Source organism: Devosia litorisediminis (genome assembly GCF_018334155.1).
Lineage (GTDB): Bacteria > Pseudomonadota > Alphaproteobacteria > Rhizobiales > Devosiaceae > Devosia > Devosia litorisediminis.
On the sequence record NZ_JAGXTP010000001.1, the window covers coordinates 2,618,873 to 2,643,330 of the forward strand.

25 protein-coding genes and 1 riboswitch are annotated in these 24,458 nt (G+C 61.2%); of the genes, 12 read left to right on the plus strand and 13 right to left on the minus strand.

The annotated features are described in order from the left end of the window. Positions 1–101: 101 nt before the first annotated feature. Positions 102–530 carry a large conductance mechanosensitive channel protein MscL gene (gene mscL, locus KD146_RS12520; protein ID WP_212658988.1) on the minus strand — a complete coding sequence of 143 codons (429 nt, stop codon included), beginning with the start codon at positions 528–530 and terminating at the stop codon, positions 102–104. A gap of 170 nt (positions 531–700) precedes the next feature. Between mscL and KD146_RS12525 the strand changes: the two genes are divergently transcribed. Further along, positions 701–2,323: a hybrid sensor histidine kinase/response regulator gene (locus KD146_RS12525; protein WP_212658989.1), complete on the plus strand. Its 1,623-nt coding sequence runs from the start codon at positions 701–703 to the stop codon at positions 2,321–2,323. On the opposite strand, the gene KD146_RS12530 is transcribed toward KD146_RS12525, so the two are convergent. The 3 genes from KD146_RS12530 to KD146_RS12540 are packed head-to-tail and all read right to left on the minus strand — an operon-like array spanning position 2,320 to position 4,653. Continuing rightward, positions 2,320–3,675: an MATE family efflux transporter gene (locus tag KD146_RS12530; RefSeq protein WP_212658990.1), complete on the minus strand. Its 1,356-nt coding sequence runs from the start codon at positions 3,673–3,675 to the stop codon at positions 2,320–2,322. The two genes, KD146_RS12525 and KD146_RS12530, sit on opposite strands and share 4 nt — an antisense overlap. A gap of 16 nt (positions 3,676–3,691) precedes the next feature. Further along, positions 3,692–4,363, minus strand: coding sequence for a nucleoside/nucleotide kinase family protein (locus tag KD146_RS12535; protein WP_212658991.1), 672 nt, complete (start codon positions 4,361–4,363; stop codon positions 3,692–3,694). Next, complete coding sequence (locus tag KD146_RS12540; RefSeq protein ID WP_212659221.1) at positions 4,363–4,653, minus strand: DUF6460 domain-containing protein; 291 nt, start codon at positions 4,651–4,653, stop codon at positions 4,363–4,365. The genes KD146_RS12535 and KD146_RS12540 overlap by 1 nt, the downstream gene beginning before the upstream one ends. On the opposite strand from KD146_RS12540, the gene KD146_RS12545 reads away from it, so the two are divergent. Next, positions 4,535–7,228 (plus strand): ligase-associated DNA damage response DEXH box helicase, encoded by a 2,694-nt coding sequence (locus KD146_RS12545; RefSeq protein ID WP_212658992.1) that lies wholly within the window; start codon positions 4,535–4,537, stop codon positions 7,226–7,228. The genes KD146_RS12540 and KD146_RS12545 overlap by 119 nt on opposite strands. Further along, the gene (pdeM, locus tag KD146_RS12550) at positions 7,225–7,932 is read left to right on the plus strand and encodes a ligase-associated DNA damage response endonuclease PdeM (RefSeq protein ID WP_212658993.1); all 708 of its coding nucleotides are present in this window, start codon (positions 7,225–7,227) and stop codon (positions 7,930–7,932) included. The genes KD146_RS12545 and pdeM overlap by 4 nt, the downstream gene beginning before the upstream one ends. Here pdeM and KD146_RS12555 read toward each other — a convergent pair whose 3' ends face one another. The 3 genes from KD146_RS12555 to KD146_RS12565 form a co-directional block, all read right to left on the minus strand. Next, positions 7,933–8,694 (minus strand): TIGR02186 family protein, encoded by a 762-nt coding sequence (locus KD146_RS12555; protein ID WP_212658994.1) that lies wholly within the window; start codon positions 8,692–8,694, stop codon positions 7,933–7,935. It lies immediately after the preceding gene. Next, positions 8,691–9,617 (minus strand): sulfite exporter TauE/SafE family protein, encoded by a 927-nt coding sequence (locus tag KD146_RS12560; protein WP_212658995.1) that lies wholly within the window; start codon positions 9,615–9,617, stop codon positions 8,691–8,693. The genes KD146_RS12555 and KD146_RS12560 overlap by 4 nt, the downstream gene beginning before the upstream one ends. Positions 9,618–9,770: 153 nt before the next feature. Continuing rightward, positions 9,771–13,469 carry a peptidoglycan-binding protein gene (locus tag KD146_RS12565; RefSeq protein WP_212658996.1) on the minus strand — a complete coding sequence of 1,233 codons (3,699 nt, stop codon included), beginning with the start codon at positions 13,467–13,469 and terminating at the stop codon, positions 9,771–9,773. 237 nt (positions 13,470–13,706) lie between these two features. On the opposite strand from KD146_RS12565, the gene KD146_RS12570 reads away from it, so the two are divergent. Next, a complete protein-coding gene (locus tag KD146_RS12570; protein ID WP_212658997.1) occupies positions 13,707–14,378 on the plus strand; it encodes a response regulator in 672 nt (223 codons plus the stop codon). Here KD146_RS12570 and KD146_RS12575 read toward each other — a convergent pair. Both KD146_RS12575 and KD146_RS12580 read right to left on the minus strand, forming a co-directional pair. Next, a complete protein-coding gene (locus KD146_RS12575) occupies positions 14,375–15,484 on the minus strand; it encodes a quinone-dependent dihydroorotate dehydrogenase (protein WP_212658998.1) in 1,110 nt (369 codons plus the stop codon). The genes KD146_RS12570 and KD146_RS12575 overlap by 4 nt on opposite strands. Continuing rightward, positions 15,481–15,837 carry a DUF952 domain-containing protein gene (locus tag KD146_RS12580; protein ID WP_212658999.1) on the minus strand — a complete coding sequence of 119 codons (357 nt, stop codon included), beginning with the start codon at positions 15,835–15,837 and terminating at the stop codon, positions 15,481–15,483. Before KD146_RS12580 ends, KD146_RS12575 begins: the two co-directional genes overlap by 4 nt. A 132-nt stretch (positions 15,838–15,969) precedes the next feature. Between KD146_RS12580 and KD146_RS12585 the strand changes: the two genes are divergently transcribed. From KD146_RS12585 to KD146_RS12595, 3 genes are read left to right on the plus strand one after another with little or no spacing between them, the layout of a single operon-like run. After that, positions 15,970–16,611: a S24 family peptidase gene (locus tag KD146_RS12585; protein WP_212659000.1), complete on the plus strand. Its 642-nt coding sequence runs from the start codon at positions 15,970–15,972 to the stop codon at positions 16,609–16,611. Beyond that, positions 16,608–17,072, plus strand: coding sequence for an aminoglycoside 6'-N-acetyltransferase (gene aac(6'), locus KD146_RS12590; protein WP_212659001.1), 465 nt, complete (start codon positions 16,608–16,610; stop codon positions 17,070–17,072). Before KD146_RS12585 ends, aac(6') begins: the two co-directional genes overlap by 4 nt. Further along, positions 17,053–17,235, plus strand: coding sequence for a hypothetical protein (locus KD146_RS12595; protein ID WP_212659002.1), 183 nt, complete (start codon positions 17,053–17,055; stop codon positions 17,233–17,235). The genes aac(6') and KD146_RS12595 overlap by 20 nt, the downstream gene beginning before the upstream one ends. A 72-nt stretch (positions 17,236–17,307) precedes the next feature. Here KD146_RS12595 and KD146_RS12600 read toward each other — a convergent pair whose 3' ends face one another. After that, positions 17,308–17,697: a chlorophyllide reductase gene (locus tag KD146_RS12600; protein ID WP_212659003.1), complete on the minus strand. Its 390-nt coding sequence runs from the start codon at positions 17,695–17,697 to the stop codon at positions 17,308–17,310. Positions 17,698–17,804: 107 nt separating this feature from the next. On the opposite strand from KD146_RS12600, the gene KD146_RS12605 reads away from it, so the two are divergent. Genes KD146_RS12605 through KD146_RS12615 form a run of 3 tightly spaced genes read left to right on the plus strand, consistent with a single transcriptional unit; the run spans position 17,805 to position 19,583 of the window. Then, entirely contained in the window at positions 17,805–18,389 is a 585-nt protein-coding gene (locus KD146_RS12605) for a hypothetical protein (RefSeq protein ID WP_212659004.1), read from the plus strand. 5 nt (positions 18,390–18,394) lie between these two features. Further along, positions 18,395–18,616 carry a helix-turn-helix domain-containing protein gene (locus KD146_RS12610; protein ID WP_212659005.1) on the plus strand — a complete coding sequence of 74 codons (222 nt, stop codon included), beginning with the start codon at positions 18,395–18,397 and terminating at the stop codon, positions 18,614–18,616. Positions 18,617–18,671: 55 nt separating this feature from the next. Beyond that, positions 18,672–19,583, plus strand: coding sequence for an alpha/beta hydrolase (locus tag KD146_RS12615; protein ID WP_212659006.1), 912 nt, complete (start codon positions 18,672–18,674; stop codon positions 19,581–19,583). 49 nt (positions 19,584–19,632) lie between these two features. On the opposite strand, the gene KD146_RS12620 is transcribed toward KD146_RS12615, so the two are convergent. Next, positions 19,633–21,279, minus strand: a complete 1,647-nt coding sequence (locus KD146_RS12620) for a lysine--tRNA ligase (protein ID WP_212659007.1) — start codon at positions 21,277–21,279, stop codon at positions 19,633–19,635. 34 nt (positions 21,280–21,313) lie between these two features. On the opposite strand from KD146_RS12620, the gene KD146_RS12625 reads away from it, so the two are divergent. Both KD146_RS12625 and KD146_RS12630 read left to right on the plus strand, forming a co-directional pair. After that, positions 21,314–21,838, plus strand: a complete 525-nt coding sequence (locus KD146_RS12625; protein WP_249327666.1) for a tellurite resistance TerB family protein — start codon at positions 21,314–21,316, stop codon at positions 21,836–21,838. Positions 21,839–21,935: 97 nt separating this feature from the next. After that, positions 21,936–22,175, plus strand: a complete 240-nt coding sequence (locus tag KD146_RS12630; protein ID WP_212659009.1) for a DUF2306 domain-containing protein — start codon at positions 21,936–21,938, stop codon at positions 22,173–22,175. A 65-nt stretch (positions 22,176–22,240) separates the two neighbouring features. Here the strand turns inward: KD146_RS12630 and KD146_RS12635 are convergent, their stop codons facing one another. Both KD146_RS12635 and metZ read right to left on the minus strand, forming a co-directional pair. Further along, positions 22,241–23,056, minus strand: a complete 816-nt coding sequence (locus KD146_RS12635) for a transporter substrate-binding domain-containing protein (protein ID WP_212659010.1) — start codon at positions 23,054–23,056, stop codon at positions 22,241–22,243. Between the two features lie 14 nt (positions 23,057–23,070). Next, positions 23,071–24,279 (minus strand): O-succinylhomoserine sulfhydrylase, encoded by a 1,209-nt coding sequence (gene metZ / locus KD146_RS12640; protein WP_212659011.1) that lies wholly within the window; start codon positions 24,277–24,279, stop codon positions 23,071–23,073. A 40-nt stretch (positions 24,280–24,319) separates the two neighbouring features. Beyond that, a riboswitch (SAM riboswitch) is annotated at positions 24,320–24,395 on the minus strand. Between the last annotated feature and the right edge of the window lie 63 nt (positions 24,396–24,458).

Genomic DNA, 24,458 nt, shown 5'->3' on the forward strand with positions numbered 1-24,458 from the left:
TACCTACTATAGGTTTATTTGCCTATTTCTGATCTGTCAATGGACTATGTTCCTACCTTGTAGGCGCGAAAAAGGCCAGCCCGGAGGCTGGCCTGATCGACTTACTTCTTGCGCAGTGCGTCGCGAATTTCGGTCAGCAGCACCTCTTCCTTGCTCGGCGCCGGCGTGGCCGCAACTGGTTCGGCAGCGGCTTCGCGCTTCATCGAGTTGATACCCTTGACCACCATGAACAGCACAAAGGCCACAATGGTGAACTTGACCACAGCGTTGATGAACAGGCCGATATTGAGTGTGGCGATACCAGCTTCCTGAGCAACGGCAAGCGATGGCACAGCAATGTTATCCGGGTTGGAGAGCACGAAGAACAGGTTCGAGAAGTCGATGCCACCCAGGATCAGACCGATCAGCGGCATGAACACGTCGTCAACCAGCGAAGACACAATGGCACCGAACGCTGCGCCAATAATCACACCGATCGCCAGATCGACCATGTTGCCCTTGATGGCAAAGTCCCGAAATTCTTTAAACATTGGTAGCCCCTTTTGTTGTGTTCCGCCTTTCCCCAGGCGGCCCGCACGACCCGCGGGTAAGTAGCATTGATGAGTGATGGGTCAAAAGCAATGACCCGCGGGTTGTTCTTGCGCAGGTTTGCGAGGGGGCAGATAGTCCGGAATATCCCCACAAAGGTCGCCTCTCGCCCATGCCGCCAAACAGCCTTGCCCCAACCACCAGCCTGAGCCAGGCAATCGACCACATTCCGCAGGGCATAGCCGTGTTTGATGCCAGCCTGCGACTGGTAACGTCCAATGCGCGGTACAATTCGCTGCTTGAAGTGCCCGAAGTCCTGCAAAAGGTCGGCACGCCGCTGTTCGACATCGCGCTCTATCTGGGGGATCGCGGGGATCTGGGCGATGGCGACGCGGCGCGTCTGGCCATAGAGCGGATCAACATGCTGACCTCTTCACCCGTCACAGTGACACAGCGACGGGGCAATGGGGGGCAGACACTGGAGTTTCATTCCAGCCGATTGCCCGATGGCGGCCTGGTCATTGCCTTTGCTGATGTCACAGCGCGGGTCAAAGCCGAGCGCGAACTGGAACGGGTCAATCTTTCGCTCGAAGCGCGTGTTGCCGAACGCACGGCAGCGCTGACGCGGGTCAATACCGAGCTTGAAAGCGCCCGCGCCAAGGCCGACGCGGCCAATCATGACAAGACGCGGTTTCTGGCTGCGGCCAGCCATGACCTGCTGCAGCCGCTCAATGCAGCGCGACTCTATACCTCGACCCTGATCGAGCGGGCCAAATCAACGGGACTGGCGGAACTGGCCAATTCGATCGAAGCGTCACTGACGGCAGTGGAAGACATCATGTCGGCGCTGCTGGACATTTCGCGCATCGATAGCGGGGCACTCAAACCCGCTCCTGTGCCGGTCGCTGCGCGCGACATGCTGAAGCGGATCGAGGTGGAGTTTGGCCCCATGGCACGCGAGCGCAATATTACGTTGCGCATCGTGCCGAGCAAAAGCTCGGTGCTGGTGGATCGCTCCCATGTGGGTCGCATCGTGCAAAATCTGGTGTCGAACGCGATCAAATACACCAATCCGGGCGGCAAGGTGCTGGTCGGGTTGCGCCGTCGCGGCAATCGCATGCGGCTTGATGTAATCGACACCGGTATCGGCTTCAACAAGGACCAGCACCGGCTGCTATTCGCCGAATTTTCGCGGCTGGAGCGGGGCGCCCGCATGGCACAGGGGCTGGGGCTGGGGCTGTCGATCGTGCAGCGTCTGGTGACCGCCCTTGGGCTGACCATGGAACTGGATAGCAGCGAGGGACGCGGATCGCGGTTTTCGCTGTTCCTGCCGCTGACCCGGACAATCCGTCCGACGGCCGAGATGGGGCCTGCGCCGGCTGAAACCAATTTCGGCACGCTGGGGCTCAAAGTGCTGTGTGTGGATAATGAGCGCGCCATCATCGAGGCCATGGAAGGGCTGCTGCGCCATTGGGGATGCGATGTTCGCAGTGCGCTATCGCTCAAGCAGATCGACAAGGAACGCCTGCTCGAGGGCTGGTATCCCGATCTGGTGCTGATGGACTATCACCTCGATCAGACCTCGGGGCTCGATGCCATTGAATGGCTACGGCACAATGTGGGTGGACATTTGCCGGCGGCGCTGGTGACGGCGGACCGCAGCCCAGCGGTGCGGGCACTGGCCGAGGAGCGCAGCATTGCGGTGGTGACCAAGCCGGTCAAGCCGGCAGCGCTGCGGGCGGCAATCAGTGGGCTGGCCAATCAAAGCCGCAGTCCCGGCGGCCGAAGCAGCTAGGCAGCGGGGCTGAACAGCCCGGCCTTACGACGTTCAAGCGCCCACCAATAGATCACGCCTCGGGCGATGAACCAGCTGTGCAGCGCCAGCCACAGCCCCCAATTGCCCAGCAATGGCTGCGCCACCAGCGCCACCGTCAGGAACACCACCAGCGAGATCACCATGCCATTGCGCATGGTGGCGTTGAGCGTGGTGCCAATCAGTATGCCGTCATAGACAAAGGCGGGCATGAAGGTGACGGTGCACAGCGCGGCGATGGGCAGATAGGTCAGGGCATAGGCCTGGACTTCGGCATTGGTGGTCATCACGCCAATAATCAGCGGGCCGGAAAAATACCAGGCCAGTCCCATGGAGACGGTCAGCACCAGACCCCAGACAAAGCTCAGTCCATAGGCCTGATCAAAGGCCGGACGCCAGTTGGCGCCCACGGCCTTGCCGGTCAATTGCTCGGCGGCCTGCGCCACCCCATCAAGGAAGAACGATACGACCATGAGCAGGTTGAGCAGCACAGCATTGGCTGACAGGGCCACCTCCCCCATGCGCGCGCCCTGCGCAGCAAACCAGGCATAGGCTCCCATCAGGGCTGCCGAGCGGATCATCAGATCGCGGCTGAGCCCGAACATGCGTTGCAGCGCCGTAGTATCGAGCAGTTCGATGCGCGGTGCCCGATCAAGCAGACGGCGCAGGCCACCATAGTGGCGCACCAGCAGAATCAAGCCGAGCACGGCAGCAATGGTGCCGCCCAGCACAGTGCCCAGGGCCACCCCACGCACGCCCATGCCAAAGCCGAACACCAGCACAATGCTGGCCACAATATTGATGCCATGCAGCAGGATCTGCAGCATCATCCCGGTCGCAGCGGCGGCACGCCCATAGAACCAGCCGAGCAGGCACTGGTTGATCATCACCACCGGGGCGGCCCAGATACGAACGAAGAAATACTCGCTCAATGCAGCGCTGACGCCGGGCCCGGGCGCCAGCAACGCCTGGCTGGCCCAGTGCAGCGGCACGGCCAGCGCAATCATGCCCAGACCGATGATAACGGCCAGCACCAAGGCGCGGCTGACGTGGAGCAGGCCGTCGCGCGGATCGCGTGCCCCGACCGCCTGTGCGGTCAGACCAGCAGTGCCGATGCGCAGGAAATAGGTCATCGAAAAGATGACATCAAAGATCAGGGCACCCAGCACCAGACCACCGAGCAGGCCGGCATCACCCAACCGGCCAATGACGGTGATATCAACAATGCCGACAAGCGGCTCGGTGATGAAGGCCACAGAGGCCGGAACGGCTATCTTCCACACATCTGCATGGCGCACGACAAAGGGGTGTTGCGGACGGGCGCCGGTGGTCATGGTGGGGCTCGCAGACTCATTGGTCGGTGATCAGGGAGATCACCACATCTGCACGGTCCTGCGACAGACAGACAAGATCATAATTGGGCAGGTCGTTACGCTCGATATGGGCGCGGTTGCGCTCTTCGCTGAACAGGCCTTCCTCGCCATGCCGCTTGAGCAGTCTGGTTTGCACCAGATCACGCGGCACATCAATGAAGACGGCGTAGTCCAGCAAGGGCCGGGCGCCGGCAAACGGACCTTCGCTGAGCAGCAGATAGTTGCCCTCCACAATCAGCACGCGAACTTCGGCCGCAACGGTGAAGGCCTTTTCGACGACATCTTCGATCTTGCGGGAGTAGCCGGGGCCACTGACTTCCTGCTTTGCCGATTTGAGGTGGTGCAGGAAGCTGACGAACTCGGCGCCTTCGAAGGTATGCGGCGCCCCCTTGTAGTCGGTTTGCCCCATGGCCTCGAGCTTGGCGTGCTTCATGTGGAAGCCATCCATGGGGATCAATTGGGCGCTACCGGGATGGGTGGCATTGAGCATGGTCACCAGTTCAGCGGCGAGCGTGGACTTGCCGGTGCCCGGACCACCAGCGATGCCAATCATAATGCGGGCGTGAGCCTTGGATTCCATTTCGAGGATATGGGGCACCAGACGCGACAGGGCCTGCTGCGGGGTGAGGTTGAGGTGCTCGGGGGCCATCAGCCTTTCCTCGTCAGTCGGATCAGCAGCCAGATGGGCACAACCAGAGCGGCGCCGGTGAGGATATAGCCGCCCAGGCTGCGGAACACACCAGCACCATCGCGCAGGGCTTCGCGGAACAGCTCGATTGTGCCGCGCACGATCTGCTGGGCATCGACACCAAAGACCGACATGAGAAAACCAACCAGCAGCGAGAGCAGAACGAGCCGGACAATCACCTTGCCCGGCCGGTCCCCGAGCAGGCGTTCGAACCTGGGTCGATCATACTCGCTGCGTGATGGATCACTCATAATTGCTCCGGCTGTCTATTGTGCGTTGAGTGACCATATAGTGAGTTTTGTGATTTGCAGAAGCCTTCCGCGCTTCTGGCGGAGCTTCGATTTGGCTGAACTGCCTGCCATCATCGCCGACTGGTTTGCCACCAAGTGCTGGGCACCACGGCAGCACCAGCTTGATGTTCTGGAAAGCTGGCAGGCAGGCGCCTCGGCGCTGCTGATTGCGCCCACCGGCGCGGGCAAGACACTGGCGGGTTTTCTGCCCAGCCTGACCGATCTGGTCCAGAGCGATCATGACGGGTTGCACACGCTCTATATCTCCCCGCTCAAGGCGCTGGCGGTGGATGTGCAGCGAAATCTGACCGGCCCGATCGACGAGATGGGTCTCAAGATCAAGGTCGAGACCCGCACCGGGGATACACCGGCCAGCAAGCGTGCCCGGCAAAGGGCAAAGCCGCCGCATATCCTGCTAACCACCCCGGAACAGCTGTGCCTGTTGATCAGCCACCCGCATGCCGAGCTGTTCTTCGGTTCGCTCAAGCGCATAGTGCTCGACGAGCTGCACGCCCTGGTGACCTCCAAACGCGGCGAATTGCTGTCGCTGGCGCTAGCGCGCATTGCCACGCTGGCACCCGATCTGCAGATCACCGCGCTCAGCGCCACGGTGGCGCGACCAGACCTGTTGCGGGACTGGATCGCGCAGCCGGTTTCGGGCAAGCCAACCCATTTGCTGGAAGCTTCGGGTGGCGCGCCGCCCGTGCTCAAAATCCTCGAAACCGAACAGCGCCTGCCCTGGGCAGGGCATTCGGCGAATTACGCCCACGCCGAACTCTATGAGACCATCAAGCGGCATCGCACCACGCTGTTGTTCGTCAATACGCGCAGTCAGGCCGAACTGCTGTTTCAGGGGCTGTGGGCGGTCAATGAGGAATTACTGCCCATTGCGCTCCATCACGGCTCATTATCGGTTGAGCAACGCCGCAAGGTCGAGACCGCCATGGTTGCGGGCACGCTCAAGGCGGTGGTGTGCACCTCCACCCTTGATCTGGGCATTGACTGGGGTGATGTCGATCTGGTGGTGCAGGTGGGGGCGCCAAAGGGCAGCTCGCGCATGCTGCAGCGCATTGGCCGCGCCAACCACCGGCTGGACGAGCCATCCAAAGCCATGCTGGTGCCGTCCAACCGCTTTGAGGTGCTCGAATGCGAGGCGGCGCTGGAGGCCGTCGCCGAGCGCCATCAGGACAGCGAAGACCCGGTCAATGGCGGCTATGACGTGTTGGCGCAGCATATTCTGGGTATGGCCTGTGCCGCGTCGTTTGCGGCAGACGATCTTTATGCCGAAATACGGCTCGCCTGGCCCTATCGTGATCTGGAACGCAGCCAGTTCGACCGCGTGCTCGAATTCGTGGCCACGGGTGGTTATGCGCTCAAGGCCTATGAGCGTTATGCCCGCCTCAAGCTGACCGAAAACGGCACCTGGCGCGTGGCCAATCCGCAGGTGGCCCAGCAATATCGACTCAATATCGGCACCATTATCGAAGAGCCGATGGTGCGGGTGCGACTGGTGCGATCGCGTGGCTTCAAGAAAGGCCAGTCCAAGAGCCCCATCGGGGCGGGCGGGCGCGTGCTGGGTGAGATGGAAGAGTATTTCTTCGGCACGCTGCTGGTGGGCGACACCTTCATGTTTGGCGGCGAGATCGTGGCCTTTGAGGGCATGCGCGACAATGAGGCTTTCGTGTCGCGGGCGCAGGCGACCAATCCCAAGATACCATCCTATATGGGCGGCAAGTTTCCGCTCTCGACCTATCTGGCCGACCGGGTACGGCGGATCATGGATACGCCGGCAGACTGGGCCAAGCTGCCCGAGCAGGTGCGCGACTGGCTGGCTTTGCAGCGCGACGTGTCGGTGATGCCCAAGCGCGACAGCCTGCTGGTCGAGACCTTTCCGCGTGGGGCACAGAACTATCTGGTGTGCTACCCGTTTGAGGGTCGGCTGGCGCACCAGACGCTGGGCATGTTGCTGACGCGGCGGCTGGAACGATCACGGGCGCGGCCGCTGGGCTTTGTCGCCAGCGAATATGCGCTGGCGATCTGGGGACTGGGCGATCTGTCAGCTTTGATCCGCACCGAGCGGCTATCGCTGGACGAGTTATTCTCCGAGGACATGCTGGGCGATGATCTGGAAGCCTGGCTGGATGAATCGGCACTGATGAAACGCACCTTCCGCAATTGCGCGATCATTGCCGGGTTGATCGAACGTCGACATCCGGGCCGCGAGAAAAGTGGCCGGCAGATCACCATGAGCTCGGACCTGATCTATGACGTGCTCTATCAGCACGAGCCCGATCACATATTGATCCAGGCGACCCGTCGTGACGCGGCGCGGGGACTGCTCGATATTGAACGGCTGGGCGACATGCTGGCGCGCATTCGCGGCCATATCGTGCACAAGCCGCTGAACCGGATTTCACCACTTGCGGTACCGGTGATGCTCGATATCGGCAAGGAGCCGATTTTCGGCGAGGGGCGCGAATCGGCTATGGCTGATGCCGCAGATGAACTGATGCGTGAGGCGCTTGGGCAATCTTGAGCCAGGTCCAATATCAAGCCGAGATGACGGAGACACCGGTCTTGCGCTTTGCCGGCCATAATTTTGAACCCCTGCCTTCCGGCGCGCTGTACTGGCATAGCCGGCAGACGTTGCTGGTTGCCGATCTGCATCTGGAGAAGATGAGCAGCTTTGCCAGACGCGGGCAGATGCTGCCGCCTTATGATACCGGCATGACGCTTTCTCGGTTGGAGGCCGATCTGCGACGTACCGGCGCGCAGCGTCTGGTCTCGCTGGGTGACAGCTTCCATCGCGATGAGGGCACCACCACGCTCAGCGAGACGGACCGCGCACGGTTGGACCGGTTGACGGGGCTGGCGGAATGGCTCTGGCTGGCAGGCAATCACGATCCGCGCCCGCACGTACTGGGCGGACAGTGTCGAAACGAGGTTACGCTGGACGGGCTGGTTCTCACACACGAGCCGCGCCGAGGCACCGTTGGATTGATGGCGGGACATTTGCACCCGGCAGCCCATATCCAGATCGAAGGGCGCTCAACGCGTCGTCCGTGCTTCGTGCATGACAATCGGCTGATGATCCTGCCCGCCTATGGCGCCTCGACGGGGTCGATCAATATCCTGTCGGCAGCCTTTAACGGTCTGTTTCATCTGCCGGGGCTGGAAGTGACCATGCTGGGCAAGGATCGCACCTATCCGGTCAGTCCCAAGCGGCTGGTCCGCAACTGATCAGCGCTTGAACAGCACGCCACCAAGCCAGCCGGTAAACAAGGCCAGAATGACGCAGACCAGACCATAGAGCAGCGGCTGCTGCACGGCAGACAGGGCGATAAAGCGTTCAAAGCCAATCTTTCGCACCGAAAAACCCTCGGACTTCCGGGCGATAATTTCGCCCTGCTTGAAGACGTAGGTCAGCGCGATATAGGGCCCCGGCGGCGCATTGCTGGGCAGCGTCAGGCGGGCCGAATAGAAATTGTCGGACAGGAAATTGACGCCATTTTCCTGAATGCCGAACAGCCCCTCCTCGCGCATCAGCCGAACCAGTTGGGGGCTGAAAACAGCAGTTTTCCACCAGTCGGCCGTACTTGTGGCCAGTGTCAGGGCCTCGGGCAGGATGGCGTTGGCCGTCAGGGTGGTGACGTCGGTAATGTCCGTCAGTTTGTCGCTGGAGAGCACATGGAAGTAGCTGGGGAAGTTGTCGAATTCGACCTGATCGGTGTTCAACCAGATACCGAAATTGTGGGTTTTTTCGCGCGCGACACGGTTCTGTGTCGGCCCCAGCACCACGACCACAACGTGGAAGGGGCCGGTGACAAACTTCTGATCGGAGCCAGCATCTGGCGCAATGGTGCCGAAGAAGGTCATCCTCTCGCCATCAAAGCTGGAGGTGATCTCGACGCTATCATTGGAGAGCTGGGAAACGAGGCGCTCGGCATGCGCTGAGGAGATCAGCAGCGTTGTCAGGATCGCGATGACAAGAAACCGGATCATTGGCTACCTCCGACCACCGCCATGCTGAACACGTCAGCTGGGGTGAGGATCAGCGAAACACCAAAGCGGATCGCCACGGCCAGAACGAGCAGCGCCAGCAGGCCGCGCAATTGCTCGCCTCGCAGATACTTGCCGGCCGATGCGCCGAACTGGGCGCCGGCGGTGCCGCCCACCATCAGGCAGAAGGCGAGCAGAATATCGACGCTCTGACTCTGCACGGCATGCAGGATGGTGGTCGCGGCCATCATGGCAACCACCTGCGCCAGCGAAGTGCCGATGACAATGCTACCGGGCACACGCAGCAGATAGACCAACGCGGGCACCATGATGAAGCCACCGCCAATGCCCAACAGCGAGCCAACGAAGCCGATAAACAGCCCAATCAGCAGGACAGGCAGCACACTGATATAAAGGCGCGACTTCTTGAAGCGCACGCGTAGCGGCAGACCGTGAATCCAGTTGTGCTGATTGGGCAGGCGTTCGCGCACCACCACGCCCTTGCGTGACTTGAGCAGCGAGCGCGCCGACTCCACCAGCATCAGCGTACCGACCGAACCGAGCAGCACCAGAAAGCCAACGGAAATGACCACATCGAGCTGACCGGCATCGCGCAGCATGTCAAACGCAGCCACGCCACCAATGGCACCCATAATGCCGGAAATAATCAGATACAGAGCGAGATGAAGGTCTATGCCGCCGCGTCGATAGTGTCCGAGGGCGCCAGAAGTCGATGCCGCGACGACCTGGCCGGTTACCGAAGCAACAGCGACAGGTGCGGGAACACCAGAGAAAATCAGCAAGGGAGTCAGCAGGAAACCACCGCCGACCCCAAACAGGCCCGACAGGAATCCGACTGCCCCTCCGATCCCCACGAGAAAGAAGAGGTTCACGGAAAGTTCGGCGATCGGCAGATAGATCTGCAAGACCCTGGTTCCGTTCGAAACAACTACATCGCAACGACCCTACAGGATCGTCCGTCAACAATAAGTCAAAGGCTCCCACCTTTTACAGGCAGGAGCCCCACTATTTTTGCGCTGTATGGCGCATAAGGCACACAGTCAGAATACGCTTTGATGTCAGACCGGCTGACTGCCCAGAACGGCGAGCAGACGCGGGTTGATCACGCCGGTTTCACTCATGCCGGTGCCCCGCTCGAATGTGCGAATGGCTTCGGCAGTCTTGGGACCAACCAGACCGTCAGGGGTGCCGATGTCAAAGCCCAACTTCGCCAGCGCCATCTGCACCTTGGTGATCACTTCACGCGAGGTGATGGGTTCGCCGGCCACGAACTTGTCGGACCACGTCCCGATGGGCGCAAAATTGGCAGCCAGGTTGATCGGTGCTGACTTCCAGGCAGCCACCTCGGCCCCGACGCGGCTGACGGCTTCTGCGCTGAGCGACTTGGCGATATCTTCGCGTGCCTTGGCAGCGTCGGCGTCGCCCCCAAGGGCAGCCAGGGAGAACCATTTATAGGACTGCTCGAAATCTTGGGTAACGCCAAGACCGCGGGCATAGAGCATGCCCAGATTGAACTGGCTGTCGGTCATGCCGCGTGCGGCCGCCTGGGCGAACCATTCGGCTGCAGTTTCAAAGGCCTGCTCGCCCATCTGCCCGCTGGCATAGAGTGCCGCCAGATTATGCATGGCCATGCGGTTGTCGGCATCGGCAGCGCGCTGATACCAGAGCTTGGCCAGTTCGAGATCTTTATCAACGCCGGTACCGGTCTCATAGAGATTGCCCAGGCGATACTGCGCGGGCACGAAACCCTGCGCTGCCGAGCGTTCATACCAGACGGCGGCTTCTTCATAGCTCTGATCGACAGCGCGACCTTCGCTAAAGATGGCAGCCACTTCGAACTGAGCCTTGGCGTCGCCATCGGCAGCGGCCTGACGCAGTTCAACTGGTCCGACGGATTCGGTCGGCAGATCAAAGGTCTCGGGAATGGTAATCTTGCCACCAATGCTGCCCGTAGTGGCGGGCACGTCACCCATGGCGCCGTTCGGGGCAAAGGTCGCGCCGTTGCCACCGGTACTGGCCAGCAGCGATGGCGGCATTGGCGTGGTGGCCACATTGGAGCGGCTGAAGCTGGACACGTTGGGGTTGATCGAGGCCGTCGCGGTATCATCGACCATATCGATGACGCGCGGCTCGGGCCGGACCAGCGATACGTCCTGCGATGCGGTTGGCTCACCAGCAGGCGCGGCAGGGGCCGCGGCGGGTGCGGGCTCTTCGACGGCTGCCTGTTGTGGCTGTGCAGGCGCCATGCGCTGCATGACCAGATTGAGGGCCAGCATGGAGACAGCCACCAGCGTAGCGGCCAGCAGCAGCGGCCTGCGGTGGCGCACCAGGAAATTGGGCTGCGTGTCTGTGTCGGGCTCGGCAGTCACGCCGGCCGAGGTGACGGCATCAACTGCGGGAGCCTTGGGCTCGGACTTGCCCAGACGGATCCGGCGCTTGGGCTTTTCGACCTTGGCTGGTTTCTCCGCCTTGGCAGGCTTTTCGACTTTGACTGGCTTTTCTGGGGTCGGCTTGACGTCCGGCTCGCGCAAGAGCGGCGCTGGCTCGGATGCCTTGTCGGGCATGAAGCGCGACAGGGCGCGGCTGATGACTGAGCCGCCGGCAACTTCAGGGACCGCAGTTTCGGCACGCGCACGCTGGGCGCGACGGGCGGCGGCCACGAAGGTGCTGGTACTGTTCTGGCTAGCCTGAGCTTCAGCGGGCGATACCGCAGGCGCAGACGACTTGAAGGACTCAGCGCCCGACGGGGAAAAGCTGGACTGCGGGCGCGGTGGACGCTCCACGCTGCCTGGATCAAAGGCGGGGCGGTCTACTGGCGTGGTTGCGGTTGGCTTTTCGACAAACGCAGCTGGGGCTTCTGGTCTTGCTGTCTGGGGCGGCGCCTCGGGCTCGTGTGCCATTGGCGGCGGCTGGGTAGCGCCAACCTTGGCAGCCAGAGCCGAGCGGACAGGGCCGGCATTCTTGAAGCCGGGATCAACCAGTGGTGCGTCATCGCCCGGATTGGCGGGCATGGCATCATCGTCGTCGTCAGACGGCGCAGTGCCCAGAGCAGACAGCATGGCTTCGAGCCGCTCGGCGCGGCTTTCTCCGGGCGCTTCAGTGGGCGGTGTGGTCAGACCAAAACTAGTCGAAGATCTGGTGGCTGGCTGGGCGGGTTGAATTTCAGCCGCAGTGGGCGCAGTCGGGGCGGATGCAGCCGCACGATTGGTGAGCACCGCTTCGAGCCGCGTCAGGCGCTCGGCGGTATCCTTGCCAGCTGTGTTGAACAGCGCCGTCATGCGCTCTTCTAGTGCATTCATGCCGTCGGGACTCATCCCGGCAGCAGCCGGGGTCGATTTGGCGACGGCCTGCGAGGTGCGTTCAGCAACCAGTTCGGCCAGGGTTTCGTAGTCGGGGGTTTTGCCAGCGCTCTTGATCATGCCGGCCAGGCGGTCTTCAATGCTCTTGAGGCTGTCCGGACCGAACATGGCGACTGGTGCGGGTGCCTTGCGGGTCAGGGCATCGCTGGTGCGCTCGGCAACCAGTGTTGCAACGGCCTCGATATCGGCGGCATCGCTGGAGTCCGAATAGAGCTTGGCCAGGCCATTGAGCTGGGCGCCGGTTTCATCCATGCGCTGCATCAGCAGCTTGAGCTGGCTTTCAACATTGGCGCTGTCTGCGGCCGGCTGGATGCGCTCGGAGAGGGCGCCAATCTGGCTTTCAATCCGGTCAAAGCGCGGCTCCATGCCCGAAAGCACAGCTTCGCGAAGGGCCGATACATCCTGCTTGAGACCAGCAACGTCGCCATTGGCGACCTCGAAATCGCCAATACGGGCGGCCAGGGCATCAACCTTGCTGATCAGCGCGCCAGGGGCCGCATCGCCATTGTGCATGGCCTGGGTAAAGGCGGCCATCTCGGCTGTCAGTCGTTCGAAGTCGCCTGAGGGCAGACCGATGTTCTTTTCGATGGAATCAATGCGGTCATAGACATTGCGCACGCTGGCTTCGATGGCCTGCATGGTGGGGACAAGGCTCGCGGCGCCTTCCGTCTGCGGTGCAGCGGCGATCCGATCCTCGCGGACGATCTCGCGCTCCATTTGCTGGGCCTGCAGTTCGGCAAGCTTGCCCACTGTGCTGGACACGTCATCAAGGCGCTTGTTGATGGCGGTCAGGTCCACCTTGGGACCCTGCTCGATCAACTGGGCCAGTGCGCCGATCTGGGATTCGAGGCGCTTGACCTGACCGGTTTCGCCGACGGCACCGGCAAGCAGTTCCACGACATGGGTAAGCTGCTCAACCTGGCTGGCAACTTCGTGCACGCTGCCATGGTTGTTACGCTGCGATTTCAGTTCGGTTTCAAGCCGACCAAGGCGACCCGAGAGGCCACCGACCAAGGAATTGAGTTCACGGAATTCAGGGGTATCGACAACACGACGCCCCAACCCGGCCGCGGTGCCCGACATCTGTCGGCCGCGAATTTCGGCGATGGCGCTGGCCAGCGCGTCGTCTTCATCATCGTGATGGGCGGCTTCATCGCGTTCGCTGAAACGATCAACGGCACGCTTGACGGTGCGCAGAGCCTCGCGACGGCGGACGGCAGGTTCGGGGCCGATCACCTGATCGCGCAGATTGCGGACGCGCTGGGTCAGCCCCGTCAGGGCGGGCTCGGGCTCTTCGATCTGGGCGTAGCGCCCCTCAACCTGATCAAGCAGGGCTACCAGTTCACCACGCAAGGCCTGCCACTCGCCCGGCTGCGGTTCACGAGCCGGGTCGGTCATATCCTGAAAAGAGTGCGCGCGGGCCATAAACGATACCTGTCATGAAAAGACGGTCCCCCCCCCGCGATTCAACACGAAGGTATGACGCTCACTCTTGGGATTTTATGGTAAAGAACCCGTTAAGCATTGCCGCATTAAGCCAGTGCCGGACCCCTAGAGAGCTGATTTTCTAGTGGTTTACGACTACAGGGTGACGATACACCCCTATTGTCCACGCGCTGGGAGGCCGACGCCAATATGACACGCCGCCGTATCATCATCGTTGACGACCATCCGCTGTTCCGCGCTGCCTTGCGCCAAACCCTTTCTGGTGGCGATGCAACCGTGACGGTCGAAGAGGCAGGTGATCTGGCTGGCTTGAGCTCTGCGCTCGACGCTGATCGCGATTGCGATCTGGTGCTACTGGACCTCAACATGCCCGGCGTGCGGGGGTTTTCGGGGCTCTTGCTGCTGCGGGCGCAATATCCCGATATTCCCGTAATGATCATTTCTGCGGTTGAGGACAGCACGGTTGTGCGCCGCGCGTTCGAGTTGGGAGCTGCGGGCTATCTGCACAAATCTGTGGGGCCAACAGAAATCCGTCGCGCCATCGAAACCGTGCTCTCGGGCGAAGTGTTCGTGCCCGAAGGGACGACGCTGAGCGGCGATGATGATCACACGGCCCTGATGCGCCGCCTGTCAACGCTCACGCCGCAGCAGGTCCGCGTGCTGATGATGCTCAGTGACGGGCTGATGAACAAGCAAATCGCCTATGAGCTGACCATCTCGGAAGCCACGGTCAAGGCGCATGTCTCTGCCATTCTGCAAAAGCTGGACGTCGATAGCCGCACCCAGGCGGTGATCGCGGCGGCGCGGATTGAGGATGGCCAGTTCGAGGCGCTGTTTTCCACGGGCCCCGAAAAAGTCTAAAGGCGTCCCTTGCCCTGCGCCCAGTCTGCAGATCTGCTCCCGACCAGCTGGGCGATATTGGTCTTGCCCTGCGCCCGAACGGCGGCAACAAGACCACGCTTGATGGTGTCGAGCAGTTCAAGACCGCCAAACACCAGCGCGGAGTAGAGCTGAACGGCGTTGGCGCCTGCCTCGAACTTGGCCAGGGCCGATTGCGGCGAGTGGATCCCCCCCACCCCGACAATGGGCAGATCGCCAACGCGCTGTCGCATCTGGGCAAGCTTCCGGGTCGACAGATCAAACAGCGGCTTGCCCGAGAGCCCGCCAGTTTCCTCGGCATTTTCCAGCCCGGCCACCGCATCGCGGGTAATGGTGGTGTTGGAGATGATCAGCCCGTCCAGGTCGGTGGCCAGAACGACCCTGGCGATGGAATCCAGCGCCGCCTCATCGAGATCGGGGGCAATTTTGAGGAAGACCGGCACCCGTGTCCTGGCCTTGGCCCGGGCTGAAAGAATTTCACCCAGCAGGCGCTGCAGGGCTTCGTCAGCCTGCAGATTACGCAGGCCAGGGGTGTTCGGGGAGGAGATATTGGCGGTCAGGTAATCGGCAATGTCCGCGAACTTCTGCACCCCGAGCACATAGTCGGCGACGAAGTCGTCGCTATCCTTGTTGGCACCGATATTAACGCCCAAGGCAGCGGGAACACGCAGCCCCTTGAGCCGGGCGAAGGCGGCTTCATGGCCCTCATTGTTGAACCCCATGCGGTTGATGACGCCATCTGCACCGGACACGCGGAACAGGCGCGGCTTGGGGTTCCCCGTCTGGGGGCGCGGCGTGACCGTGCCGATCTCGACCATGCCGAAGCCCATCTGGGCCAAGGGGCGCGGCACTTCGGCATTCTTGTCAAAGCCAGCCGCCATGCCGACAGGGTTCTGCAAATCAAGACCGCACAGAGTGGTGCGCAATTCGGCGCTATCGGGGTGGACCTGATCGGGTGCCAAACCGAGCCGAAGCGCGGTAATCGTCGCCAGGTGCGCGGTTTCGGCGTCCATCTTGAGCAGGGTCTGCTTGGTCAGGCCAGAAACGGCTGGAACACGTAATAGCGGCGCAAGCGCGGAAAAAATCATTTTACCGCCTCCGGCAGTTCGCAGCTACCCTCGGCCGTCACACTGAGCGGCGCCTCCCAGGCAATGTTGGCGATGGGCAATGGCCCGCCATAGAGGTGGGGAAACAGCGCGCCGCCGCGCGACGGCTCCCACACCAGATCATCACCCAAATCGGCGCTGCGTACCGCCAGCAGGACGAGGCCAGACTGGCCAGCGAAGTGCAGGCGCAGGGTTTCCGCCAACTGCGCGGCAGTGGAAAAATGGATGTAGCCATCCTTGGCATCGATCGGCATGCCGGCAAAAGACGCCGCTTTGCGTGCCGGGGCGAAACCGATTTCGGTGGCGATTTTATAGACGAATTCCGGGGTGCTCATGAGCGCGAACCTAATGGGGAGCGCAGACGGCGGCAAGCGCTGGATGGGTGCTCTTTACAGGGGATGGGGAGCGGCATATATCTAGGACTTAATTCCACATATAAGACATGTTTCCTCTTCAGGCCTCTCGCCATGCTGTCACATAGAGCTATCTGGGATGGAATAGATGCCCTGGCGCGACGCCATGGTCATTCCGTCTCGGCCCTTGCCAAGCTGGCCGGTCTGGATGCCACGGCATTCAATGTATCCAAGCGGGTCAGCAAGGATGGGCGCGAACGCTGGCCATCGACCGAGAGCATTTCCAAGATATTGGAAGCGACCGGGGAAAGTTTCGACACGTTCCTGTCGGGCGCCGGGGCCTTCATGCAGCTCAACGACAATCTGCCCAACCGCACGGTGCCCCTGTTGGGGCTGGCACAGGCAGGCAGTGGCGGCTTTTTTGACAGTGCGGGCTTCCCTGCCGGGCAAGGCTGGGACGAGATTTCGCTGCCTACACCTCAGGAGGGCGGCATCTACGCGCTCGAGGTGCATGGCGATTCCATGGAGCCGCTCTATCGCGAAGGCGACCGCATTGTCGTTTCCCCCACCGAGCAGGTACGGCGCGGCGACCGGGTGGTGGTCAAGACCCGCGATGGCGAAGTGATGGCCAAGATCCTGGCCCGACAGACTGGGCGCCAGATCGAACTGCACTCGCTCAATCCGGCCTATGAGCCCCGCATCTTCGACTTGGTCGAGGTCGAGTGGATCGCGCGGATCATCTGGGCCAGCCAATGATCATCACGGCGGCGACCGCGAGTGATCGTGCAGATTGGGCAGCGTTGCGCCAGGCGCTGTGGCCGCGCCATGGGCTCGACACTCATGCTGCAGCCATTGCCCAGATACTGGCGGCGCCAAAGGATCTGGCAAACTTCGTTGCACGAACGGCAGATGGCTCGGCAGTGGGGATAGCTGAGGCAGCGCTTCGGCATGACTATGTCAATGGTTGCCAGACGAGCCCGGCCGCGTTTCTCGAAGGCATTTATGTCGTGCCCGAGCATCGGCGCAATGGCGTTGCCCGCATGCTGGTGGACGCCGTCGAGGATTGGGCCAGGCGGCTGGGGTGCAGCGAATTTGCATCGGATGCCGCGATAGACAATACCGAAAGCCATCGCATGCACGCCGCTTTGGGGTTCGAAGAGACACAGCGCGTCGTCTATTTCCGCAAGGCGCTCTCCAATGACCCCGCCGACCATTGATCCCAAACGCGTCGACAAGGTCGCGCGGTGCTTTGATGGTGCGGGCCGACTGCTGCGCTGGCCATCCAAGCGGGCCGATCAGTTGCTCGTGTCGGGGGTGGTCTGGATCTGGTCCGCCGCACGCCCGATGGCCGGGTCTACCGGCACATCGCACATGCGGTAGGCGACGTTGCAGCGCTGCTGGCGCGGCTGGCCGACACAGGGCTCGCCCCCTCCTGATCATTGTGCAGCCGACCTAAAGACACCCTGCCCTGTCGAACATGTCGGCGACAATGATGGGCGTTGCTGGCGTATTGCTCCATCTCGCACTATCCGGTGCCGCTGCGTGCAATGCCTCAAGAACGCTGTGCTTGGTGAGGCTGATATCGGTGTTGCACCTGACTGGGGAGATCCCGCGCGCCTCGGCCTGCTGCAACAGAGCCCTGGTGGTCTCACCCAAAGCCGCCAGATAGGCAGTGACAGCCATACGAGCGCCGCGATCGCCGTCAGCGCGTTCGGCGAGCTCAAATACCTGCGCAATCGAGATCATTCCTGTGTCGGTGCTGCTCGCTGTCTGGGCGACCGCAAGCGTTGGCGTCAGGGAGAGCAGCGCTGCGAACAGCACGGGCTTGAGTGCGGGTGACATTGGATGGCCTTATCGTTCTATGATGGTTCCGTATTCTTTTGCGATGTTTTATTATTGTCAAACAATAATTGTTGGGCTATACCTATTTCATCGAATGGAGACCGATGATGATCGACACACGCGTGAACCCGCTGCAGAGCGATATCGCCAATTTCAGAATACCAGTCGCTTCGCGCACTGCGTTGACCTTCAACGCGCTGGCGCTATGCGTGATCGCTGCAGCGGCGCTGCTGCCCGTTGCGCTGGTGCTTTACTGGGGCCTGGTGGACCGCCAGGACATACTGGCCATGACCGGGATAAGTAGCGACGCTCTGGGTGTCGTGACGCCGGTCAGGCGCCTGCTGGCCGCCGGGATCGGGATAGTGGGCGTTGCGCCCCTGATATGGGGGCTCGTGCGCCTGCGGCGCTGCTTTTCCGAGTTTGCCCAGGGGCGACCATTTTCGGCGCGCGGGATTGGCGGATTGCGGGATTTTGCAGCCGGCATCGGCCTGGGCATCATCACCAAGGCGTTGAGTTTCAGCGCACTGACGGTATTGCTGAGCTGGCATGCGCCGGCGGGCATGCGGCAGCTGTCTGTGCAGATCAGTAGCGACATGTTGCTGATGACGCTGTTTGCCGCGACTATCGCCGCCTTGGCATGGGCAATGGAAAAAGCCGCAATCCTCGCTGAAGAAAACAGTCAGTTCGTCTGAGGCTCATGAGTATCAAAATCAATCTCGCCGTCATGCTCGCCCTGCGCAACGTCAAGTCCAAGGATCTGGCCGAGCATATCGGAATTACCGAGGCCAATCTGTCACTGCTCAAACAGGGCAAGGTAAAGGGCATAAGGTTCGAGACGCTCGATGCCATTTGCGATTACCTAGACTGTCAGCCCGCCGACATTCTCGAATACGTTCCAGCAACGGTCGCCGCTGACTGACCAGTCGCGGCACTTGCAGCGTCAACACTCCATCTTTTTCATTGAGGTCAACCAGATGCGGTTGCAGCCTACCTTTCCGCTCGCCCTGTTTCTTGCCTGTCTGCAGGCACTGCCAAGCTCCGCAGCGCGCGATGTCCACACGCTTTCCCGGGCGGATGGCAGCCTTATCCACTACACGCTGGATCGCCCGCCAGCACATGCCGGGGGCTTGATCTTGATCAGCCAGGGCTCGGGCTGTGCGCCCGGCGCCAATAATGCGTCTCTGGCAACCGTTCGGGCAGCATTTCCCAATTATGCCGCACTGATTGTCGAGAAAATCGGGATCGCACCGGATAGCGCGATAGTGGACGGTTACGCCGACTGCCCCCAGGAGTTTGTAACGCAGTATACGCTTTCGCAGCGCGTCGACGATTACCGATCAGTTCTCAACCATCTGCGCAGTCAGTCAAACATGCCCGCGGCAGATCTGGTGCTGTTTGGTGGTTCGGAGGGTGGCTTGGCTGTCGCGATGCTGGCAGCACAGTTGCAGCCGCGGGCGATAATCATGCTGTCATCATCCTCAGGCACGACATTTGCCGAAACGGTACGGCGCACAGTACCACCGGAGGGGCATGCGACCATTGATGCCGGCTTTGCCGCGGCCCGTGCCAATCCTGACAGCGACGAGCTGTTTGCTGGTTCAACGTATCGGTTCTGGGCCGATATTCTGGATGTCAAAGCCGTCGACTACATGCTGGCAAGCAGCAGTCCAATCCTGCTGATCCAAGGCGGCCTCGATACCTCCAGCCCCTTGGCATCGGCCCGGCTTGCCGCCGATGCCTTTGCCGCCGAAGGCCGCTGCACACTGACCTATTGGGAATTCCCGAGCCTGGACCATGGCATGAAGATGCCCGATGGCCGTTCGCGAATGGCGGAAATCGCGGCTTTGGCCGCCCAGTGGGTGGAAGCACCATCGCCAGCCTGCTGAAAACAAGAAACGCGCGCACGGAGTTGTCCTCCATGCGCGCGTCAGACCGTTATTTGGACAGCATTTTTCCGGCTAGCGCGTCGGCAATGAGCCTTCGGGTATTGTCGATACCATAAAGTGCGGCAAAAGAGCCAAAGCGGGGGCCGCGTTCCTGCCCGATCAGCACCTGATAAAGCATCTGGAAGAAGTCGCCAGACACGCCTGGACCGCCATTGGGGCCCTTTCGCGTGTGATCCTGATAACGCTCGATGCCGCGTGCGACGTCCAGCGCCGCATTCTGAATCGCTTCGTTATCTGCATCAGCGGGCAAATCTGCAAACGACGCGGACAGGGCTTCAAGGGCCGCCCGCTCGACGTCATCGGGCGCGCGATAGCTCTTCTCGACGAAATCGCGGAAATAGCGCATGGCATAGCCAACCAGGGCGTCGAGATGCGGATGCGTCTGCGGCGATATCCCCGGAGCGTAAGCGGAGATATAGCCCCACATGACTTCGGGCGTTTCCGGGTTGGAAGCCGTCGCCAGGTTAAGCAGCAGCGCAAAAGTGACCGGCATGTCGATCTTGGGCACATTGCCCGAGTGGACATGGAATGCCGGATTTTCCATCCGTGCCGTGGCGTCCTGCTTCTGAAAAGACGCGACATGAGCGGCATATTCGTCCACCGCCCGTGGGATGACGTCGAAATGCAGACGCTTGGCCGTGCGGGGCTTCTGGAACATGTAGAGCCCCAGGCTCTCATTGCCGGCATAGGTCAGCCATTCGTCAATGGTCAGGCCGTTACCCTTGGACTTGGAGATCTTCTGACCTTCGGAATCCAGGAACAGTTCATAGACGTAATGCTCGGGCGCTTTGCCGCCCAGAATGTTGCAGATCTTGTCGTAGATCGGCGCATTGGTCTGGTGGTCCTTGCCGAACATCTCAAAGTCAACGCCCAGAGCGGCCCAGCGCATGCCAAAGTCGGGCTTCCACTGCATTTTGACGTGGCCGCCAGTGACAGGCAGCGTGGTGTCCGTGCCGTCTTCATCAGCAAAGGTTATCGTGCCGTCCGTGGCGTTGACTTCCTTCATTGGCACATAGAGTACGCGCCCCGAGATCGGGGAGATGGGCAGGAAGGGGCTGTAGGTAGCCTGACGCTCCGCCCCCAAAGTGGGCAGCATCACCTTCATGATGTCGTCATAGCGCTCGGCAGCCAGTCGCAGCACGGCGTCGAACTTGCCAGACTTGTAATAGTCGGTGGCGCTGATGAATTCGTAGTTGAAGCCGAACGTGTCCAGGAAGCGGCGCAGCATGGCGTTATTGTGGTCGCCGAAGCTGGCAAACTCATTGGTCCAGGGATCGGGCACAGCGCTAAGCGGCTTCTGCAGATGGGGCTCCATTGCCTCCCTTGATGGCACATTTTCAGGGATCTTGCGCATCCCATCCATGTCGTCGGAGAAACAGATCAGCCGGGTCGGAATCTGGTCACGTGTGACCAGCCGAAAGGCCGTCCGCACCATGGTGGTGCGGGCTACTTCGCCGAAGGTGCCGATGTGCGGCAGGCCCGAGGGGCCGTAACCGGTTTCGAACACGGCTTCACCCTTGCCCGATTTCTCCAGCCGTTTGACCAGCTTGCGTGCTTCTTCAAACGGCCAGGCACGGGCGGTCTGAGCAGCGTCAAAATACGCAGGATCGAGTTCGGGCAACGGAGCGGGCGACAAAGGGCGTGCCTTTCAGAATGGAGGAAATGCCGCGTTGTGTTGCATCCCCGCGCTGTGGCGTCAACGATTTCGAGACCCGCTGAGCTTGCCAAGCCCGGACGGCGCGCCTAGCTATCATGTTCAGACACCAGCCCTGGAATGTTCAATGCCCAATAGCGCCCATGACGCCCTGATCCACCTGATGATCGTCGCTGCCTCTTCGGACAGCGAAATGACCGAAAAGGAACTGGAGCGAATCCAGGGGCTGATCGGCCGCCTGCCGGTGTTCGAGACCTTCGATTCCAGCCGGCTGGCGGTGGTGGCCAATGCCTGTGCAGACAAGCTCAATGGTCCCGGCGGCCTTGATCAGGTAATCGATGATGCCATTGCGGCCCTGCCCCACAAATTGCAGGACACCGCTTATGCAGTGGCCGTGGATGTGACCTCAGTGGATTTGCATCTGGAGCAGGAAGAACTGCGGTTCCTCGAAATGCTGCGCGACCGGCTGGATCTGGACCGCCTGACCACAGCGGCCATTGAAGTAAGCGCCCGCGCCCGCCATCGGCGCATGCCCGACTAGGTCGTCACATCGAGCTTGTCGAGCAACCAAAGCAGCGCCGGCAGGTTCTGGCTGGACTCGCATATCGATTGGCCAGCGCCAGGCTCGAATAGCGTGGATGGGTGACAACGACAGCGGGCCCTTGGCAGCATGCGGTTTTGGGTTTCTGGCCATATCCCGGCTGGTGACCACCGGGCTGGGCATCCGGCACGCTATGGCTGGCGACCAGGCTACACACAGGCAATGGATGACACGCTCGATCGCGCTGACATTGGCAGCCGTTACCCTGCGCCTTTATCTGCCAATCCCGCTGCTGTTCGAGCTGAACTACTCTGCGGCATATACGGCAATCGCCTGACTGTGCCAGTTCCCAATCTGCTGCTGGCCGAATATCTGATCCGGCAGCGGTCCTGCCTCTGCGACCTAATAAAAGCCGACCGGGAACCAGCGCAGATAGAGCTCATCGAGCACGCCATTGTCCTTGAGGCGCACTAGCGCCCAGTCAATGGCATGCCGGATGGCATCGTGCCCAGCCGGTACGGCAATGGACAGGCCCTCGCCGAACAGGGCGGGCCGGAAATAGGCACTCCCGGCGAAACTGCAGCAATCGAGATTTTCGTTGAGCCAGAAAGAGGCGCGCAAGGCGTCGCCAAAGAAGGCATCGACATTACTGGCCTTGAGGGCGGCCAGACCTGCCAGTTCGGTGTCGACCTCCTGCAAAGGGACGTCTGGCAGATAGCGCTGCATGAACGCCTGATGGGCACTGCCGCGCCGCACGGCAACCGTCTTGTCACTCAAGGCATCAATGTCAAAGTCAGCCACATCAGCAGCGCGCGTGGCAAACCGGCCCGGCAACGCCATATAAGTGGCCGAAAAGTCGAACGCCGCGCCATTGGCCTGGGACATTTCGAGCCCGGCAATCAGTGCGTCGCCCTGATTGTCGGCCAGGGCATCGGTGGCCTGCTCCCAGGGCCAGGCCTGGATGGTGCAGGCAACGTTGACCTCAGCACAGATGGCCTTGGCCAGATCGACATTGAAGCCAATCATCTCGCCACTGGCATCACGGAAGTTGAAGGGCGGGAAATCTGCCGTGGTCAAAAACCGAATGGCGGGCACGGCTGTACTGCCGGGCAGGATTTCTCGCGCCGAGGGATCGGCGTGATAGGGCAAAGCCTGCGCAAAGGCAGGGGCGCCGGACACAGCCAGCGCCAAAGCCGTTATCAAACCCAGTAGCCGCAATCTGGATGGTCTCCCTAGATCTGATCCAAGCCGTACAACAGATCGGCGATCAAATCATCACTGGCTTCAAGACCAACCGACAGGCGCAGCAGGCCCGGTGTGACACCCACTTCAAGCCGGGCCTCTTCGGTCAGCCGCTGATGTGTTGTGGTGCGCGGATGGGTGATGATGGATTTGGCATCGCCCAAATTGTTGGAAATCAGGATGACTGCCAGCGAGTCAGCCAATTTGAAGGCTGCCTCCTGCCCGCCCTTGACCTCAAGCGAGACCAGCGTCGACCCCTCCGCCATCTGAACCTTGGCCAGATCATATTGCGGATGGCTGGCGTGATGGGGATAGATCACCCTGTCGACCTTGGCATGGCTGGCCAGTGCATCGGCGATCTTGCCAGCGCTGTCTGTCATCTGACGGACGCGCAGCGGCAGGGTCTCAAGCCCCTTGAGCAGCACCCAGGCGTTGAACGGGCTGAGCGACGCGCCGGTCTGGCGCAGGAAAGTGTGCAGATCGCCCTCGATCAGCTTTTTTGAGCCCAGCACGATGCCGCCGAGCACCCGGCCCTGGCCGTCAATGTGCTTGGTGGCCGAATAGGTCACCAGATCGGCTCCGAGTGCGAGCGGCTTCTGCCAGAGCGCGGTGGCAAAGACATTGTCCACGATCAGCACGGCGCCATGGGCGTGGGCGATGTCGGCGACAGCCTTGATATCGACCAGCTCGAGCGTTGGATTGGTCGGGGTCTCAATAAAGACCACCTTGGTATTGGGCTGCATGGCGGCCGCAAAATTGGCCGGATCACGGCCATCGACCAAGGTCGAGCTGACACCAAAGCGCGGCATGAAATCTTCAACAACAAAGCGACAGCCGCCGAACAGTGCCCGCGAAGCCACGATATGATCGCCGGCGCGCACCTGACTCATCACCGCGTCGGTGACGGCGGCCATGCCGGTGGCAAAACCGCGAGCGGCCTCGGCACCTTCGAGCAGCGCCATGCGCTCCTGAAAGATATCGACGGTGGGATTGGCAAAGCGGGAATAATTGTGCGCGCCGGGGATCTCACCCTTGAACAGGCGTTCGGCGTGATCGGATGTGGGATAGCTGTAGCCTGAGGTCAGAAACAGCGCTTCGCTGGTTTCGTTGAACTCGGAACGATGCGTGCCACCATGGACAAGCTGGGTTTCGGCCGACCGGCGGGCTGGATCGAGAAGAGGATTGTTCGCCTTGGACATGGTCACGCTTTCAAAACAAAAAACCGGCTCGCTACAGGCGGCCGGTTCCCAAACGGTCTTTAGCTATTTGTTTAAAGTGGCTGCAAGCGACCGGCCAAATCACCACTGGGTTGTGATCTAAAGCCAATTGGCTGTTGGCGTCAATTGCTGGGGTTGCTAGGAACAGCCAAAGCATCAGG

Excerpts from the sequence above, each read along its gene's own strand:
- mscL (WP_212658988.1), bottom strand. The coding sequence starts at position 530 with ATGTTTAAAGAATTTCGGGACTTTGCCATCAAGGGCAACATGGTCGAT.
- KD146_RS12525 (WP_212658989.1), top strand. The coding sequence starts at position 701 with ATGCCGCCAAACAGCCTTGCCCCAACCACCAGCCTGAGCCAGGCAATC.
- KD146_RS12530 (WP_212658990.1), bottom strand. The coding sequence starts at position 3,675 with ATGACCACCGGCGCCCGTCCGCAACACCCCTTTGTCGTGCGCCATGCA.
- KD146_RS12535 (WP_212658991.1), bottom strand. The coding sequence starts at position 4,363 with ATGGCCCCCGAGCACCTCAACCTCACCCCGCAGCAGGCCCTGTCGCGT.
- KD146_RS12545 (WP_212658992.1), top strand. The coding sequence starts at position 4,535 with ATGAGAAAACCAACCAGCAGCGAGAGCAGAACGAGCCGGACAATCACC.
- KD146_RS12540 (WP_212659221.1), bottom strand. The coding sequence starts at position 4,653 with ATGAGTGATCCATCACGCAGCGAGTATGATCGACCCAGGTTCGAACGC.
- KD146_RS12555 (WP_212658994.1), bottom strand. The coding sequence starts at position 8,694 with ATGATCCGGTTTCTTGTCATCGCGATCCTGACAACGCTGCTGATCTCC.
- KD146_RS12565 (WP_212658996.1), bottom strand. The coding sequence starts at position 13,469 with ATGACCGACCCGGCTCGTGAACCGCAGCCGGGCGAGTGGCAGGCCTTG.
- KD146_RS12570 (WP_212658997.1), top strand. The coding sequence starts at position 13,707 with ATGACACGCCGCCGTATCATCATCGTTGACGACCATCCGCTGTTCCGC.
- KD146_RS12575 (WP_212658998.1), bottom strand. The coding sequence starts at position 15,484 with ATGATTTTTTCCGCGCTTGCGCCGCTATTACGTGTTCCAGCCGTTTCT.
- KD146_RS12580 (WP_212658999.1), bottom strand. The coding sequence starts at position 15,837 with ATGAGCACCCCGGAATTCGTCTATAAAATCGCCACCGAAATCGGTTTC.
- KD146_RS12585 (WP_212659000.1), top strand. The coding sequence starts at position 15,970 with ATGCTGTCACATAGAGCTATCTGGGATGGAATAGATGCCCTGGCGCGA.
- KD146_RS12595 (WP_212659002.1), top strand. The coding sequence starts at position 17,053 with ATGACCCCGCCGACCATTGATCCCAAACGCGTCGACAAGGTCGCGCGG.
- KD146_RS12600 (WP_212659003.1), bottom strand. The coding sequence starts at position 17,697 with ATGTCACCCGCACTCAAGCCCGTGCTGTTCGCAGCGCTGCTCTCCCTG.
- KD146_RS12605 (WP_212659004.1), top strand. The coding sequence starts at position 17,805 with ATGATCGACACACGCGTGAACCCGCTGCAGAGCGATATCGCCAATTTC.
- KD146_RS12610 (WP_212659005.1), top strand. The coding sequence starts at position 18,395 with ATGAGTATCAAAATCAATCTCGCCGTCATGCTCGCCCTGCGCAACGTC.
- KD146_RS12615 (WP_212659006.1), top strand. The coding sequence starts at position 18,672 with ATGCGGTTGCAGCCTACCTTTCCGCTCGCCCTGTTTCTTGCCTGTCTG.
- KD146_RS12630 (WP_212659009.1), top strand. The coding sequence starts at position 21,936 with ATGGGTGACAACGACAGCGGGCCCTTGGCAGCATGCGGTTTTGGGTTT.
- metZ (WP_212659011.1), bottom strand. The coding sequence starts at position 24,279 with ATGTCCAAGGCGAACAATCCTCTTCTCGATCCAGCCCGCCGGTCGGCC.